The sequence below is a fragment of the Chitinophaga parva genome (genome assembly GCF_003071345.1).
Lineage (GTDB): Bacteria > Bacteroidota > Bacteroidia > Chitinophagales > Chitinophagaceae > Chitinophaga > Chitinophaga parva.
In genome coordinates this window covers 225,943-242,002 of record NZ_QCYK01000001.1, presented here as the reverse complement: position 1 = coordinate 242,002, position 16,060 = coordinate 225,943, and the positions used below count along the sequence as shown (strand labels likewise).

17 protein-coding genes and 1 tRNA gene are annotated in these 16,060 nt (G+C 53.2%); 4 read left to right on the top strand and 14 right to left on the bottom strand.

The window, feature by feature from the left end; translation table 11 throughout:
* Window positions 1-52: 52 nt before the first annotated feature.
* On the bottom strand, window positions 53-478 hold the full coding sequence (locus DCC81_RS01045; RefSeq protein ID WP_108684741.1) for a MarR family winged helix-turn-helix transcriptional regulator: 426 nt from the start codon (window positions 476-478) through the stop codon (window positions 53-55).
* Between the two features lie 167 nt (window positions 479-645).
* Between DCC81_RS01045 and DCC81_RS01040 the strand changes: the two genes are divergently transcribed.
* The 3 genes from DCC81_RS01040 to DCC81_RS01030 all read left to right on the top strand — a co-directional run bounded on the left by DCC81_RS01040 (window position 646) and on the right by DCC81_RS01030 (window position 2,519).
* Window positions 646-1,326, top strand: coding sequence for a hypothetical protein (locus DCC81_RS01040; protein WP_108684740.1), 681 nt, complete (start codon window positions 646-648; stop codon window positions 1,324-1,326).
* 139 nt (window positions 1,327-1,465) lie between these two features.
* Entirely contained in the window at window positions 1,466-2,116 is a 651-nt protein-coding gene (locus DCC81_RS01035) for a carboxypeptidase-like regulatory domain-containing protein (protein ID WP_108684739.1), read from the top strand.
* A 115-nt stretch (window positions 2,117-2,231) separates the two neighbouring features.
* Window positions 2,232-2,519 (top strand): hypothetical protein, encoded by a 288-nt coding sequence (locus DCC81_RS01030; protein ID WP_133177494.1) that lies wholly within the window; start codon window positions 2,232-2,234, stop codon window positions 2,517-2,519.
* A 76-nt stretch (window positions 2,520-2,595) separates the two neighbouring features.
* On the opposite strand, the gene DCC81_RS01025 is transcribed toward DCC81_RS01030, so the two are convergent.
* The 13 genes from DCC81_RS01025 to DCC81_RS00970 form a co-directional block, all read right to left on the bottom strand.
* The gene (locus DCC81_RS01025; protein WP_240612863.1) at window positions 2,596-3,171 is read right to left on the bottom strand and encodes a Crp/Fnr family transcriptional regulator; all 576 of its coding nucleotides are present in this window, start codon (window positions 3,169-3,171) and stop codon (window positions 2,596-2,598) included.
* A 31-nt stretch (window positions 3,172-3,202) separates the two neighbouring features.
* Window positions 3,203-3,517 carry a DUF3817 domain-containing protein gene (locus tag DCC81_RS01020; RefSeq protein ID WP_108684736.1) on the bottom strand — a complete coding sequence of 105 codons (315 nt, stop codon included), beginning with the start codon at window positions 3,515-3,517 and terminating at the stop codon, window positions 3,203-3,205.
* A gap of 3 nt (window positions 3,518-3,520) precedes the next feature.
* Complete coding sequence (locus DCC81_RS01015; protein WP_108684735.1) at window positions 3,521-3,985, bottom strand: hypothetical protein; 465 nt, start codon at window positions 3,983-3,985, stop codon at window positions 3,521-3,523.
* Between the two features lie 53 nt (window positions 3,986-4,038).
* Window positions 4,039-4,953 carry a helix-turn-helix domain-containing protein gene (locus DCC81_RS01010; RefSeq protein ID WP_108684734.1) on the bottom strand — a complete coding sequence of 305 codons (915 nt, stop codon included), beginning with the start codon at window positions 4,951-4,953 and terminating at the stop codon, window positions 4,039-4,041.
* Between the two features lie 61 nt (window positions 4,954-5,014).
* A complete protein-coding gene (locus DCC81_RS01005; RefSeq protein ID WP_108684733.1) occupies window positions 5,015-5,284 on the bottom strand; it encodes a hypothetical protein in 270 nt (89 codons plus the stop codon).
* A 24-nt stretch (window positions 5,285-5,308) separates the two neighbouring features.
* Window positions 5,309-5,857, bottom strand: a complete 549-nt coding sequence (locus DCC81_RS01000) for a hypothetical protein (RefSeq protein ID WP_133177493.1) — start codon at window positions 5,855-5,857, stop codon at window positions 5,309-5,311.
* A 284-nt stretch (window positions 5,858-6,141) separates the two neighbouring features.
* Window positions 6,142-6,213, bottom strand: a tRNA-Arg gene (locus DCC81_RS00995).
* A gap of 61 nt (window positions 6,214-6,274) precedes the next feature.
* Complete coding sequence (locus tag DCC81_RS00990; RefSeq protein ID WP_108684731.1) at window positions 6,275-8,065, bottom strand: AMP-dependent synthetase/ligase; 1,791 nt, start codon at window positions 8,063-8,065, stop codon at window positions 6,275-6,277.
* 240 nt (window positions 8,066-8,305) lie between these two features.
* Window positions 8,306-8,974: a YceI family protein gene (locus tag DCC81_RS00985; protein WP_108684730.1), complete on the bottom strand. Its 669-nt coding sequence runs from the start codon at window positions 8,972-8,974 to the stop codon at window positions 8,306-8,308.
* 96 nt (window positions 8,975-9,070) lie between these two features.
* Entirely contained in the window at window positions 9,071-10,726 is a 1,656-nt protein-coding gene (gene paaN, locus DCC81_RS00980; protein ID WP_108684729.1) for a phenylacetic acid degradation protein PaaN, read from the bottom strand.
* A gap of 154 nt (window positions 10,727-10,880) precedes the next feature.
* Window positions 10,881-11,954, bottom strand: a complete 1,074-nt coding sequence (locus DCC81_RS00975) for a tetratricopeptide repeat protein (protein WP_165806387.1) — start codon at window positions 11,952-11,954, stop codon at window positions 10,881-10,883.
* 2 nt (window positions 11,955-11,956) lie between these two features.
* Entirely contained in the window at window positions 11,957-12,115 is a 159-nt protein-coding gene (locus tag DCC81_RS25460) for a hypothetical protein (RefSeq protein WP_165806386.1), read from the bottom strand.
* Window positions 12,116-12,130: 15 nt separating this feature from the next.
* On the bottom strand, window positions 12,131-13,375 hold the full coding sequence (locus tag DCC81_RS00970; protein WP_108684727.1) for a DUF1015 domain-containing protein: 1,245 nt from the start codon (window positions 13,373-13,375) through the stop codon (window positions 12,131-12,133).
* 248 nt (window positions 13,376-13,623) lie between these two features.
* Between DCC81_RS00970 and DCC81_RS00965 the strand changes: the two genes are divergently transcribed.
* Complete coding sequence (locus DCC81_RS00965) at window positions 13,624-16,014, top strand: ABC transporter permease (protein ID WP_108684726.1); 2,391 nt, start codon at window positions 13,624-13,626, stop codon at window positions 16,012-16,014.
* Window positions 16,015-16,060 lie beyond the last annotated feature (46 nt).

Sequence of the window (16,060 nt, the reverse complement as noted above, 5' to 3'; positions counted from 1 at the left end):
AACGTGGCCAGTTGTTCGCGCAGTGCAATGACCTGGTCTATGGGAAGGTCCACTATGCTTCCAGGCTTTGCAGGAGCGTGGCCAGCTGTTCGCGCAGTGCAATGATCTGGTCTATGGGAAGGTCCATTTTCTCCATCAGCGCGTTGGTAATGGTGGGCGCTTTTTCCTGCAGGGCTTTGCCCGCGGTGGTGAGGTGCACATTCACGACACGCTCATCCTGCTGGTCGCGCTGGCGGTGCAGGAGTTGCTTTTCTTCCAGGCGTTTGAGCAGAGGAGTGAGGGTACCACTGTCCAGGTAAAGACGTTGCCCCAGTTCCTTTACGCTGCGGCCATCCTGCTCCCAGAGCAGCACCAGTACCAGGTACTGGGGGTAGGTGAGGTCCAGCGCGTCCAAGGCCGGCCGGTACACGCAGGTGATCTGCCGGGAGAGGGCGTAGATGGTGAAACAGAGATGATCTTCCAGTTTTAATGTTTTCATTGTGTTCAATTCGATTGTATAAAATTAAATTGTGTAATTGATTTCGCCAAATAAATTTTTGAAAGGGTGGGCTTGTACGAAAAAAGCAGTGCCGCCGGTATGGAATCATCCCATTGTATACATCCTGGGTATAACTGGCTGGTCCGCTGGTTTAAAAATGTATTGCGATGAAACAGTTTCTCCATGTTGATCTGCCCTGCCATGAAAACTGGGATGCCATGGCACAGGTACGGGATGGCCGGTTTTGCGGTAGTTGTACACAGCGTGTCATTGATTTCACGCAGCTCACAGACGGGGAAATATTGGAGGCGATCCGCAATGCAGGGGGCAATTGTTGTGGGCGTTTTACCACCATGCAGTTGGACCGCCCGTTGGAAGTGCATTCTGCGCACCGGGCGCCATTCAGAATGCCGGTATTAACAGCGGCGGCCTTTACTTCCTTTTTGCTGGTGCAGGCATTGCCGGAGGCACACGCACAACAGCAACACGCCAGTAACGTAACAGTTTCCCAGGCGCAGGATACGGCTGCACCCGCGAATATTTCCCACACGGAGGGGCCGTACATGATGGGGAAAATAGCACCTTACCGCGTACTAGCAGGCGTAGTGGTGAATGAACGGGGAAAGCCGCTGCACGGAATAACGATAAACGTGGAAGGCCAGCATGCACCTGGAAGCAGTGATGCGTCGGGACATTTTTATGTGCAACTGCCACTTTCCGTTACGACGGACCAGCCGCTTCACCTGCGCTTGTCGGATGATCATCGTCATGTGCAGCACGTAACGGTAACCCTGCGCCGTGCAGGAGATGACCTGCAGCTCCGCTTCCGGAATACAAAAGCGAATTGATAAAACCAACAACATATGCAACTATTGATCCCCACTCCCTGCCACAATACAAGGCGAATTGATTAAGACCAGCAGCGTATGCAATTATCGATCCCCACCCTGTCACAATACAAAGCGAATTGATTAAAACCAGCAACGTATGCAGTTAATGATCCCCACTCCCTGCCATGAAGACTGGGCGGCGATGACGCCACAGGAACAGGGCCGTTTTTGCAACAATTGCCAGAAAACAGTAACAGATTTTACCGGCATGACAGACGCTGAAGTACTGGTGGCGCTGGCCCAAAGCGGCGGTGGCTGCGGACGTTTCCGCGCGGGCCAGTTAGGCCGGGAAATGAGCATCCCGGCGCCTTTGCTGCCTGCTACCGGTCCGCATAAAACGTGGCTGCCCGTATGGACGCTGGCGGCATGTTTCGTTTTGTGTGCGCCCATGGCCTTATCCGCTGCACCCCGCGCACCATTGGTACAGGTAGTAACACTGCACCGGGTGCCCCTGCCGGCAGATACCGGCATCACCTTGCAGAGCCGCGTAGTGGATGAAAAAGGACATGCCCTGCCAGGAGCCATTGTGTCGGTTGCATCGCACCGGCTGCATGCGGTGACAAACAGGGAAGGCTATTTTACCCTCCGGCCGGAGGCTGCGCTACCAAAGCATTTCAGCCTCACAGTGAGCGCTGTTGGTTATGAAACCCGCACGCTGCGGGTGAAAGATGGACGTATACCTGCGAGCATCGTGATAAAAATGTCTATGCTGGTCCTGGGGGAAGTGGCGTTTATCCCGGCGGATTAAAGTGCATGCTTGCCGCGCTAAAGCCAAGCCTGCCATCCTTGCAGAAAAAGCGGGAATGGACCGGATTTTGTTGCGGGATAATCGATAAATTCGTTTACCGCAAAAAACAAAGACCATGGCATTACCCAAGTTTATGATCGCAGATGATCCGGTAACTGATCCGGAGAATGAGTACATCTTCCACACGGAGCCGCCCCGGTTCTTTGCCAAGCGGGTGGAGGAAGATGAAGACCACGCCTATATTGACATCGTGGAGGAACTGGATAACGTGGACGAATTTTTCAAAGACAAGCCGGAAGGCAAGCAGCAGTTGCTGGAAGACCTGGAAGATTGGTATTATGCCTACCTGGAATGGCTGGAAGAAGAGGAAGAGGAGGAGGATGAAGAGGACGATGAATTTTAAAACAATGCTTACGCATACAAAAGCGGGTGTCTCTTTTACTGGGACACCCGCTTTTTTTATACCATTTAATAAGCATTCACGACCGCAGCAACTTGTTGCGGATGCGGCTCAATGACACTGGTGTAATGCCCAGGTAAGAGGCAATATAATGTTGCGGCACCCGCATAATGATATCCGGCCGCTCTTTCATGAGCCGCTGGTAGCGTTCCGCCGGTGTATGACGGATAAAGGAAAAGAACAAGTGCATGTAGTGCACCTGGCGTTTATAAATGACTTCTATGTATTGTTGCAGGAAGACTACGTTGTGTTGCTGCTCCTGCTGTATGCGGATAAAATCTTCCCGGTGGATCCAGTATAACTCACAGGCTTCAATGCTTTCAATCGTGTATTCACTGGGTTTTTGCGCGCGGAAGCTTTCAATAGAAGACACGCCTTCTCCCTCAAAAAAGAACTGGCAGGTAAGCTCCCGTCCCTGGTGGTTGACCCACACGCGGAGACAGCCTTTTATAATGAAGTAAGCCCGCTGCGATACCTGCCCTTCCTGTAGCAGCACCGTGCGTGCGGGTACCGTTTGTTGGTGGAACAGGGCGGAGTACCGCTCGCGGGTGGCCGGATCCAGGGCCATCTGGTCTTGTAATAAGGGCGGTAACATACCACTAAAATAACGAATAAATAAGCGGTGTTCATGCTTCCTTTGGGGGCATGCGGCGCAGGATGGTGTAGTCGATGTAAAATGTGCCGAATGGGATGATGCAGGCCAGCAACACCTTCCAGGTGGTTTGTTTGAATTTCCAGCCGTATTCAATGCCCACGCTGATGGTATTGATCACGAAGAAAAGGAAGAGCAGGCCATGCACCGGGCCCAAGGCTTTTACGAGCGAGGGATCATGCCAGGCATATTTCATGGGCACGGCGATGCCGGTAAGTACCAGCAACGACAAACCTTCCAGCAAGGCAATGAGCCGCAGCCGCCCGATCTTGGTAGACAGATATTTCATGGTTTAAAAGTTTCTGAAGTAAGGCCGCTGTGCCAGCGGGGAGAATGGCCAGGGAATAGCGCAAAAGATGATCAGCAATGCCAGCGTGCAACAGATGGCCATGATGCGGAACCTGGCTGCATCCTCCTGCCGGCGCTTCGCAATGGAGGCGCCGATGGTGATCACGATGACGGCCAATGTCATCAACGCAATATGAATAATGCCAAAGAAACGGAATGCAAAGGAGGGAAGTGCCTCGTTTGCATGCGCCCGGAAATAGGCCACCACCGGGCTATTGAAGTAAAGAATGTAACCGATCGCCAGCTGGCAGTGCGCAATGGTGGCGGTAATATGGCGGATGCGTTCATCCAGTGCGGTAAAAGATCTGCGGCCCCACCAACCCCGGAAACCCCGCCAGCAGACCGTAACAAGGCTGGCAAGTACCAGCCAGCGAAGCGCATTGTGTAAGAAAAGCAGGAATACGTACATGCTGCAAAGCTGCGATGGATAGCCCGCTGCCAGCAGGACAAAACCCGCCTGTTTCAGGATATTTCTGTTGGTGCAGTGACCCGCCTGCGGAAAGCGCTGGGGGTAATGCCTTCATACTTTTTGAAGAGGCGTGTGAAATAGGAAGGATCCAACAAACCTACGGCGGTTGCCACTTCCGCTACCGGCGCATCTGATTGCCGTAGCAGGGCTTTGGCCTGGAGGAGGATGGCTTCGTCTATCCAGCGGGTGGGTGGCTTGCCGGTGGCTTGACGCACGGCTTTGTGCAGGTGGCCCGGGCTTACGTGCAATAGGGCGGCGTAGTCTGCCACGGCGTGTGTGCGGGAGAGGTTGTCAAACAGCAGTGCTGTGAAACGCTGCGCAAGTTGGTGCGCCGCAGATGTTGTGAGGGCTTGTGTATTTACACCGGCGCGGTTTACCTCGCAGAGCATGGCTACCAGGTAAGGTTGCAGGATATCCGGCTGCTGAATGCCGTGTGTGGCATAGGCTTGCCACATGCGCTCAAAAATGTGCAGTACGAATTGATAGGTTTGCTCATCCAGGTGTATGCAGGGCGGGCCCCAGCCACGCAGGAAAGACAAGGATGGGGCCAGGTCTGCATTGCCGTATTTTCCCTGCAGGAAGTCGTCATGGAAGCTGAGGATATAGCCTTTGTTGATTTCGCCATGCGGAAAAGAGAACACCTGGCCGGCGGGCACGAAGAGGATGTCGCCGGGGTGGATCGTATAGTGGCCGCCACCTACCTGCATGCTGGCGCTGCCTTCCGTGAGGAGCAGGCAGTTGTGGGATGTGCCTTTGCTGGGCGGTACGGCCGCGTGTACATGCTGGTACATGGCTTCCAGGGGGAGGATGAAAAATTGGGAGGTATCGCCCCGGAGCTGGGCGGAGAGCTCCCGGGAGGGCATAAAGGTGGCGGTGAAGCGGGCGGGCGTGTATTGTTTGATGTGCATGTAAGGGGAGACGGATGAGGGTGGGAGATATTGTAGATCGCTTGCCCTGCACCGGTAGCGCTTACTTTAAATCTTTTAAGAGGTCTGTCAATTCATCCGTGCCAATTTCTTCTGAAAGGCGCATATCATAGATCTCAATAAGTTTTGTGTAGGGGACCTCTTTGATCTTAATGTGATCCACCGTTCCTATTGCAGACACTTTTGGGCCCCGTGTAATCAGCCAGACCTGCTTGGGCTTATCTTTTATGGTGTACGTCTTGTATTGATAATTTATTTTCTCCGCACTTAATTGGTTGATGTAGTTTTTGATCTGTTGATCCTTCGTTGTCAAAAAGTCTGTATCTATTGTTGCATCTTAAATGACACTTAAGTAGGGAAGGTCAAAGAACCCGTCTGCCTGGCCTTTCTGTGATTGTTGAGCAATCGTATGGAGGTCATTTATGCCAATGCTGCGGAGCAGATAAAAACAGTATTGTTCAAAATCATTCCAGGAACAATTTTGCATTTTTGAAAAGAAGGGAGGCCTTAACAAACCCGTTTCGGCTACTGTTGCCAAAGGGAAACCTGTCTTATTCAAATGCCAGCCGACACGATGACTTTGTATATCAAGAGGGCATACTACTTCTTCCTGCAAAAGCACTTCAAATCGTACTGCAGGTTGGTCTTTGTAAATGTCTGGCGCAAAGTTATCGGCAATACCACGCCAGGCCCTTTCAAAGTTATTGTGCCTGTCTTTTTTAATAAATAACGTAGGCACCTTTCTTTCCCATGGCCCCTTTGCAAGGGCTGGGTCTTTAATCATGCTTTGTGTAAATAAGGTGCTTTGCACGCCTGGAACCGGGGATTTAAACTTGTCCCAATGACCATCCCAGTTTGTAACCATTATGTATTTAATCTTATCCATTTCCAGTTTGAATAATACATCAGAAATACTCCCGGGTGAGAAAAGTGGCATTAAATCACATCGCGCTTTTTTACAATAACAATCATAAACAAATTTTAGGGTGGTATAGATTGGTTATCTACAGGGTATCTACTTTAGTAAAACAGGGGCCGGGATATTGAATTTATGAAATTTAAGCCAATCATCCGGGATAGAAGTCTTAGCGCCAAGATTCCCCTTTAGGTATTGAGGCTATATGCAAAAAGGCAATGCCCGTTGAATGAGCATTGCCTTTCTATTTTCCGTAGCCCGGACAAGGATCGAACTTGTATCTAGAGTTTAGGAAACTCCTATTCTATCCATTGAACTACCGGGCCAATTCCCTCCCCTGGTTACCCGGGAAGGCCGGCAAAAATACACGTTTTTACCAAAATATCCCTACGCCTGGGCATAAATCTGCTCAATCTCGTTCTTATACTTCTCCTGGATCACTTTGCGCTTCAGTTTCAGGGTAGGCGTCATCTCACCGGTGTCTACCGTCCACTCATTGGCCAGCAGGCGGAACTTTTTTACCTGCTCTATGTGGCTGAAGAACTGGTTATACCTATCCACCGTTTGCTGGTACAGTGCCTGCACTTCCGGCATGGTCACCGCCTGCTCGTTGCCCGGCCAGGGCAGCCCCTTTTTCTGGAACCAGTCTTTCAGGTTGTGGAAAGACGGTACAATGAGCGCCCCGGTAAATTTACGGTCTTCTCCCACCACCATCAGTTGCTCGATATAAATAGACTCGCGGAACTTGTTCTCAATCGGCTGGGGTGCCACAAACTTGCCGCCGGAGGTTTTGAACAGTTCCTTTTTACGGTCCGTGATCTTCAGGAATTTGTTGTCCACCAGGATGCCGATGTCGCCGGTATGGAACCAGCCACCGTCCGTGATAGCTGCATCTGTAAGGTCGGGGCGTTTGTAATAACCTTTCGTGATGTTAGGCCCCTTGCAAAGGATCTCCCCGTCTTCCGCGATCTTTACTTCCACGTTGCTGATAATGGGGCCCACGGTGCCAAACATGCGGTCCTCCACCTGGAAGCGGTTCACACTGATCACAGGAGACGTTTCAGTAAGGCCATATCCTTCCAGAATGGGAATGCCGGCGGAGGTGAAGATGCGCAGCAGCCGTACCTGGCAGGCGGCAGCACCTGTTACAATAGCCTGTACACGCCCGCCCAGGGCTTCCCGCCACTTGCTGAACACCAGTTTATTGGCAATGGACAACTGGAATTTATACCAGCCGCCCAGCGGTTTGTTGATCTCGTATTCCTTGCCCAGGTTCACCGCCCAGAAGAACAAGGCGCGTTTAATGCCTTTCAGCTCCAGGCCTTTGGACATGATTTTTTCATATACTTTTTCCAGCAGGCGGGGCACGGTGGTGAAAATGGTGGGCTTTACCTCGCGCAGGTTGTCTGCAATGGTGTCCATATTTTCTGCGTAGTAAATGGTTACACCGGCGCGGATAAAGAGATAAGACACCATGCGCTCAAAAATGTGATTGAGCGGTAAAAAGCTCAGGGCGCGGGCGTCCGGGTTCACCGGCAGGTAAGGCTGGCAGGCTTCAATGTTGCTCATCACGTTATGATGAGTGAGCATCACGCCTTTGGGCGTACCGGTAGTGCCGGAGGTATAGATGATAGACACCAGGTGCTCCGGGGTGATCTTATCCCTGATGGCCTGGATCTTAGGCTGGTCGCTGTCTTGCGCCATAGCAGCCACCTCGCTCCAGTGGCGTACGCCTTCTATTTTATCAAAAGAGAAAACGTGCTGGAGGGAGGGCACTTTACCCAGCAGGGGGGCTATTTTTTCGTAAATGCCTTTATCACTTACAAAAGCGATCTTCACCTGTGCATCCGTGAGCATAAATTCTATTTCATGCTCGGAAATGGTAGGGTAGAGGGGCGTTACCACGGCGCCAATTTGCTGGGCGGCCAGGTCGGCCATGATCCACTCCGGCCGGTTCTGGGAAATGATGCTGATCTTATCCTGCCCTTCCGGCGTTAGATCGCCGGGGCCAATGCCCAGTTGCAGCAGGCCGGAACTGAGTTTGTTCACCTGGTCAATCACAGATTGTGTGCTATGTTTTACCCAGGCTCCGTTCACTTTTGCCGCCAGCATATCTTCTTTCGGGAAATGTTCCTGCTGGAAGGCGGTTACATCAAATAATCGTTCGGGTTGATGCATGTTTTGATTGTTAGGTGAAGACACATTTGCCTTTCCTTGGTTATTGGTTAAGGTGTAGGTTCATAACGTGTATTATAAATTTAAATAAATTATTGTATCTGCCAAGCCCTGTGCATAAATTGAACCGGGCGGAAACCCTTTCCCCGCAAGGATTTAACAAAGCTTTCTAAAAACAGGAAGGCTACAGGCCGTCCCTCTGCAGGGAAAACCTGTAGCCTCTTGCTGTAATGCTGCACCGGCCTAACGGTTGGCCACAATGTGCAGGGAGATATTCACCGTTGCATTGATCAGTTTATCCTGCATGGACTTATCCGTGCGGTAGGTCATGCCCCAGAGCGTACGGTCAATGTTGAAGTTCGCATCCGTGATCACGTGCTGTTTGGCAATGTCTATTTTCACGGGGAAGCTAATGTTCTTGGTTACCTGGCGGATGGTAAGGTTGCCTTTTACAATATGAGTGGCGTCTTTCATGATCAGCCCATCCCCGTTGCCCGGCAGGCAGCGGCTGATGCCCGTAACATCGAACGTAGCCTCGGGAAACTGGTTCACATCCAGGAACTGGGAGCCTTTCAGCTCACTTTCCAGTTTGTTTTTCATGGTCGTATCTGACAGCAGGTCTATGTTCTCCAGTGACCGCATATTGATCACAAAATGGCCGCCGCTTACGCTGTCTGCCGTCATGTAAAGGGTACCGCTGCTCAGTTTAAAACGGCCATGGTGCTTGCCGGTAGGCTTGGTGCCCACCCATTCCACCTGGCTGTGGGCCGTGTCCAGCGTAAGGCGGGCGCCTTCCGTAGGGGCCACAGCCTGGGCCGTGGTCACAGATGCAACATCTGCCTGGGGCGCTTGCTGGCAGGCGCCCAGTGTAAAAAGGAGCAATAAAGCCGGAAGTACGTGTCGTATATGCATCGTCGTTAGTTTTTGCCGTTTTGCAGGATCTGGAGTTTGCACCCGCCGCGGGATAGGGCGTGTGGGGATATTGGAAACTGTACAGCAAAATTAGGGCTAATTAATCACTTCCCTGTTGCCAACCCACACAAAACGCCGGGTGATGAAGTCCGGGTTTGTAAAACTGGCGTTACCCGCAGGATTGCCACCGGTAACATGGAAATCCGAAAACGCCGCATGCTGGTTCACCCAGATGGGACCGGTGAAATTCAGGGACACGGGCGTGAACACGCTGTTCATCTCCTCCACGATCCGTTCCTTCACGGCCGGGTCTGTGCTGTAAGCCGCGCAGGTAATGGCCCCATGCTTTTCCGCCAGGCCCTTGGCCAGGCGCAGGGAGTCTGCCGTGTCGCGGGTCTTGACCAGCAATACCAGCGGCCCAAAAAGCTCGTTTTCAAATACCTGCTGGTCCTTGCCATCTACCTGGATCAGGCTGGGTGCGCAGCTGCGGGCATTCGTGTACGCTTCATTGGCCACGGCTCCGCCGGCCAGCAGTACGGTGCCGCCCAGTTTATCCGCGCCCATAGCGCGTTCCAGGGTAGCTTTATTTTGGATGGCGCCCAGGGTGCCAGCGCCCATTTTAGGGTTGTTTACCAGGCTTTGCACGGCATCGCTGAAACGCTGGCAAAAATCGCCATAGCTCACCGTTTCCCCTGTCAGGGCATTGCGCACGCCGGCACTGCTGATGAAAATATTCTGCGGGGCGGTGCACATTTGCCCCGAGTAGAGGCTTACGGAAAATGCGAGGTTTTGCAGCACCGCGTCCAGGTCTGCCACGGAATCGATGATCACGGAGTTTACACCGGCTTTTTCTGTAAATACCGTTTTTCCCGCCAGGCTTTCCACATAAGCGCCAAAAGCGCTGCCGCCAGTGTAGTCTACCAGTTTTATGGCAGGGTGTTCTGCCAGTTGCCTGGTGATGGGCTGTGCTGCGGTATCAGCCGCCAGCTGGCACAATTGCGGATCTTGCCCGTGGGCCTGCAACGTGCGCTGGATGGCAGCCACCACAATGGCAATGGGCAGGATGGCGCCGGGATGGGGCTTCACGATCACGGGATTGCCGGCTATGAGATTTGCGTAAATGCCCGGCAGGGAGTTCCACACCGGGAAGGTGCTGCACCCTATCACCAGGCCTATGCCTTTGGGAATGGCTTTGAATTGCTTGTCCAGTTTTACGCTCATTTTACCCATGGGCTTTTCCCAAACCAGGTGGCTGGGATAGCGGCTCAGTTCCTGGTAGCCCAGGGCAATGGCCTCCAGGGCACGGTCATTTGCATGGGGGCCGGAGGCCTGGAAACTCATCATAAACGGCTGCCCGCTGGTATGCATGGTGGCGTGTGCAATGGCAAAGAACCGGCCGGACACGGCTTCCAGGCTTTCTATCAGTATATCGGCCCGCGTGCCTGCATCCGTATGCTGCCATTTGGCGGCCGCTGCCTGTGCATTTTTTACCAGGATGTCGGCCGTAAAAAGCGGGTAGGTAATACCCAGTTTTTCCTGCGTGTAAGGCGAAACTTCGTCCCCGCCCCAGTGGCCTTCACCGGTTTGGAGCAGTTCTTTGAAAGGCTGGCGCAGTGCATTGTTAAATTCAGCTTCCCCCTGGACGGGAGCGGCTTCCCCATAAGCTTTCGGATGTTCCGGGTATTGTGCGTGAAAACCACGCGCCTGGTTTGCCTTCACTGCGGCGTCGAGAATGTTTTGGTGCTTGATCATGTACGTGGAGTTAGAAGTGTAATTTAAGGAAAAGGGTACAATGTACAGTGTACAAGGTACCGTACATGGCGGCCTGTATTACCGATATTCCCCAACAAAAAGGACGGCCATCGTGGCCGCCCTCTGTTAATAAGCTTCAATATCGTTTACAATTTTACCTCCCATAATACTCTTCCGGCCGCAGCTTCAGCGGGTTATCGCGCTGGAACTTGATGAAGGCATCATATTCCGGCTTGTGCAGGTTAGCCCAGGAGCGGAAGGCAGACTGGTTGGACGGGGGGCCAAAGATCCACTGGTTATAGGCATCAAAGAGACCGTCTTTGAGGAGCTGCTGCTGGTAGTCAAACAGGGCAAAGGGGAACTTCACGGCGTAGAAACCATACCAGTCCAGCAGGAAGCGGGTACGCAGCATTACCAGCGATTCGGGTTCTATGCCGGTGGTCACTACCAGGGCCTGTTTGGAAATGGTTTTTTTGTAGGCCGTGAGGAAGTCTTCTTCCCCGTCGCGGTTGCGTTTACTCTTTTTGCCACTGCTCACCGCATCCGCTTCCGGCGCGTTAAACAGGGTAGGATCGGAAAACAGTTTCTTGTAAGCATCCAGTACCAGCTCCCGGATCTCCACGGTGCGGTCTGTGTAGCTTTCCAGGTTTAGGAAGATCTCACCGTATACGATGGCCCAGATGGGCTCTTTGCCAATGTAGTAATAGGCGCGGGCGGCGTTGTAGTAATTCCCGGGATAGTTGGGATCTACGCGGATGCCGGTGGTCCAGCTCTTGATGGCCGCATCGTTCATCATGAGCTTGAGCTGCAGCTGCCCGTTCTCATTATTCAGCTCCCCGCTGTTGGGAAAGCGGCGCAGGCCTTTGTCATAGATCTTCTGGGCGCTTTTTACATCGGCCCTGGCCTGGGCTATGTTGCCTGCTATCTGGAAGGTCTGTATGTCCGCATCTTTCTTGTCCATCAGGGGATCAATAATGCTGCGGGCCTTGTTCATATCGCCCTTCAGGTAATAAGCAAACCCCAGCTCCTTTTTGTACTGCGTATTGTCCGGCTCCTGCTGCAGGAGCTGGTTCAGCACCAGCACAGCGTTGTTATAATCACCGCTTACCAGGAAACTGTGTGCGGTGTTAAATAATTCTGCCGGGTCCTGGCTCTGGGCCATGGTGCCTTGCGCCAGCAGGAGGAGCAAGCCCCCGGCCATGAGTGTTTTCAATAAAGAAGACCGCATTATCATTCCTTTTCGCTGTCGTTTGCTGTCAAAAATAAGGTATTTCTGTTCCGCGCCCATTCACCAATAATAATACCAAATGGCCCGGAGGGTAAAACGGCGGCCCAAAGCTGGCCGCCGTTTATGAAAAAGAAAGTTGAATCTGCGTTGGAATGAGCCATGGTAGCGGTTTCCGCTTACCCGATCAAATGCGTGATAAGGCCATCCCGGAGTTTGGGCTCAAACCAGGTGCTCTTGGGAGGCATCACATTGCCGCTGTCTGCAATGTCAAACAGCTGCTGGATGGTCACCGGATACAGGGCAAAAGCTACCTGCATTTCCCCGCTGTCCACGCGTTTTACCAGCTCTCCCAGGCCGCGGATGCCGCCTACAAAGTCAATGCGCTTATCTGTGCGCTGGTCCTTGATGCCCAGCAGTTTGTCCAGCACATTGTTGGATAGGATGGTCACATCCAGTACGCCGATGGGATCTGTTGTATAGGTGCCTTCCCGGGCGATGAGGTGGTACCAGCGGCCACCCAGGTACATACCAAATTCGTGCAGGGCATTGGGCTTCTTGGGCGTATGGCCTACTTCAAATACATCAAAATCATACTGGAGGAGGGAAAGGAACCCGGCCGGCGTGTGGCCGTTCAGATCCTTCACCACGCGGTTGTAATCCATGATGGCCAGCTGGCTGGCGGGGAAAATGGTGGTCAGGAAATAATTCACCGGGGCGTCTGCAGCCAGGGAACCCTTGGCGGCATACTCCTTTTGTACCAGGCCGGCAGATGCGGCACGGTGGTGCCCGTCCGCAATGTACGTGCAGGGCACTTTTACCTGGAACAGGCGGGTGATCTCGTTTACCACGTTGGCATCGTCCACTACCCATACGGTATGCTGGATATTGTCTTCCGCGGTGAATTCATAGGCCGGTGTATGCTGCGCCGTCCAGCGGTCAATGAGGCTGTTCACTTCCGGTACGTCGTTATACGCCAGGAATACGTTGCCTGTCTGGGCCTGGGTGGCCTTGATATGATTGATGCGGTCCAGTTCCTTGTCCGGGCGCGTAAATTCATGTTTCTTGATAATGCCTGCGTTATAATCAGCCACGGAAGATGCGGCCACCAGGCCGGTCTGGGAGCGGCCATCCATCACCAGTTTATAAATATAGTAGCACGGTATGGCATCCTGCACCAGGGTGCCGGCAGCTATCATGGCGCGGAGGTTTTCCGCCGCCTTGTCGTATACCGCCTGGCTGTGGCTGTCAATGTTTTCCGGCAGATCGATCTCTGATTTTGAAACGTGGTAGTAAGAATAAGGGTTTCCGTGGGCGGCTTCCTTTGCCTCGGCGGCGCTCAGCACATCATACGGTTTGGCGGCTACCTGCGCAGCCAGATTTGGTAAAGGACGGAGCCCTTTGAACGGTTGAATAATCGCCATGATCGGTATGTAAAAGACTGGTGAGCCGTAAAAATAGCAAAAGCCCACAGCTTTTTTCCGCCTATTCTGTTCACAATCAGACAAATGCTGTACTGAAAGCGGACAAGGCAAGACGGCTAAAATGCGTAGAAGCTTGATTTTGATAGGGGTTCGGAATTGGTATATTTTTAATGGTTGCTCTGGCACCGTTATTTTTAAATTTTTGCAAAGCGGGCTTCGTATTGTTTTACACGCAAACTTTTTCAGACATGTGGCTGAATTATTTTAAAATAGGCTGGCGCAGTCTCTGGCACAACAAGGGTTACAGCGCTATCAACATCTTTGGCCTGGGACTGGGCATGGCCGTGGCCCTGCTCATCGGCCTGTGGATACGGTATGAATTGAGCTACGACCAGTTCTTTCCCGGGCACGCCCACGCCAGCGAAGTAATGGTGACCATGAGTGGCGGCGGCAACGTGCATACCCAGGCAGCCCTGTCCCTGGCCGTAAAAAACGAGCTGGAAAAAGTGACCGGTGTGGAACGCGTAGCGGAAAGCAACTGGCCGGAAGCCAGTAGCCTGATCGTGGGCGATAAGAAGATATCCCAGTTTGGAATGGGCGTAGGGGAGGATTTCCTCCGCATCCTGGATTACCCCATGATAGCGGGCTCCCGGGAGCTGGCCCTCAAAGATCCCAACAGCATTGTACTCACCGCCAGCAACGCCAAAAGCCTGTTTGGGGACGCAGATCCCATTGGCCGGATGGTGAAGGTGGATAACCAATATGATATGAAGGTTACGGGCGTATTGGCAGACATTCCTTCCAATGCCTCCGTGACGTTCAACTACCTGGTACCCTTCAGCTTCCTGGAGCGTACCCGCAGCTGGATGCAGGGAGCCCGTACCCAGTGGCCCAATAATTCCTTCCGCATGTGGGCCAGCGTGCGCCCGGGAGCCAGCCTGGAGGCAGTGAATGACCAGATAGCGCATGTGTACCGGCTTTCCGGCGATGTAAATATGAAGGACTTCATCACTTTCCTGCATCCCGCCAGCCGCTGGCACCTGTTTTCTGAATTTAAGAACGGCGTCAATACCGGTGGCTTCATCGATTATGTGCGCATGTTCTCCCTCATCGGGTTCCTGGTGCTGCTCATTGCCTGTATTAATTTCATGAACCTGGCTACGGCGCGGTCAGACAAACGTGCGCGCGAAGTGGGTGTACGCAAGGCTGTAGGCTCCGGCCGCCGGGAGATCATTTTCCAGTTCCTTATCGAATCTTTTTTGCTCACGGTGATCGCCTTCCTGTTTGGCCTGTTGCTGGTGCAGGTAGTGCTGCCCTGGTTCAATAAACTGGCGGAATGTGAGGTGGCCATACCCTTCGGCAGCGCCTGGTTCTGGGTGTGCATGGGACTTTACATGGCGATCACCGGCGTACTGGCCGGCAGCCGCCCCGCCTTTTACCTGTCTGCCTTCCGCCCGGTAAAGGTGCTGAAGGGAAGTTTCAAAACAGGGGAGGGCAGCACCGTGGGCCGCAAGGCTTTGGTGGTGTTACAGTTTGCCAGCTCCGTGGCATTGATCATTGCCTCCGTTATTATTTACCAGCAGATCCGCCACGCGCAGCGCCGCCCCAAAGGGTACGATCCCGTGCGCCTGGTCTCCACCGATAATACTGCCGACCTGAGTAAAAATTACAAAGCCCTCCGCGCAGACCTCCTGGCCAGCGGCGTGGTGGAAGATGTGGCCCTTGGCAGTGGCGCCACCTGGGTAGACAGCCATACCATGATAGGCAGCTGGCCAGGCAAGGTAACGGCCGACCTGTTGGGCACCGGTATCATTGGCGTGGATAATGATTACTTCAGCACCATGGGTATGTCCATGAAAGAAGGCCACAATTTCAATGGCCTCGATCCTGATGCAGACAGTGCTAAAATAATTGTGAATGAGGCGGCCCTGGGGGCCATGGGCCTGAAAGACCCGGTAGGAAAGCTGATCCGGTATTACGTAGGCAGTGATCACGGCCCGGTAATGAAGGAAGCGGCCATCATTGGCGTGGTGAAAAACGCCATCATGGAATCGCCCTATGCACCGGTGGCGCCGGCCCTGTTCCAGCACCAGTGGGGCGGGAGCTATGTGGTGTACCGCCTGTCTGACAAGGTATCGCCGGTGGAGGCCATCCGCCGCCTGACGCCCATTTTTGAAAAATATAACCCTGGTTTCCCTTACAGCTATCATTTTGTGGATGTGGACTATGCCAGCAAGTTCCAGCTGGAAAACCTGGTAGGCACACTGGCAGCGGTATTTGCCGGGCTCACCATCCTTATTTCCTGCCTGGGCCTCTTTGCCCTGGCCACTTACATGGCCACACAGCGCACGCGGGAAATTGGCATCCGCAAGGTGCTGGGGGCTACGGTATGGCAGTTGTGGATGCTGCTGAGCAAAGATTTTTTAGTCCTGGTGGGTGGCAGTTGCTTACTGGCTGTACCGGTGGCCTGGCTCCTGCTGCAGCACTGGCTGGAGCAATTTAATTACCGCATCCACCTGGGCGCCGGCGTGTTCCTGCTGGCATCAGGCGGGGCACTGGTCATTACCATCTGCACCATCAGTTACCAGGCCATCCGTGCCGCCACTACGGACCCGGTGAAGAGCTTGCGCACAGAATAAGTGTGCATGTACATAAACTGTATCAAAGCGAGGCCCCGGTTCTCCG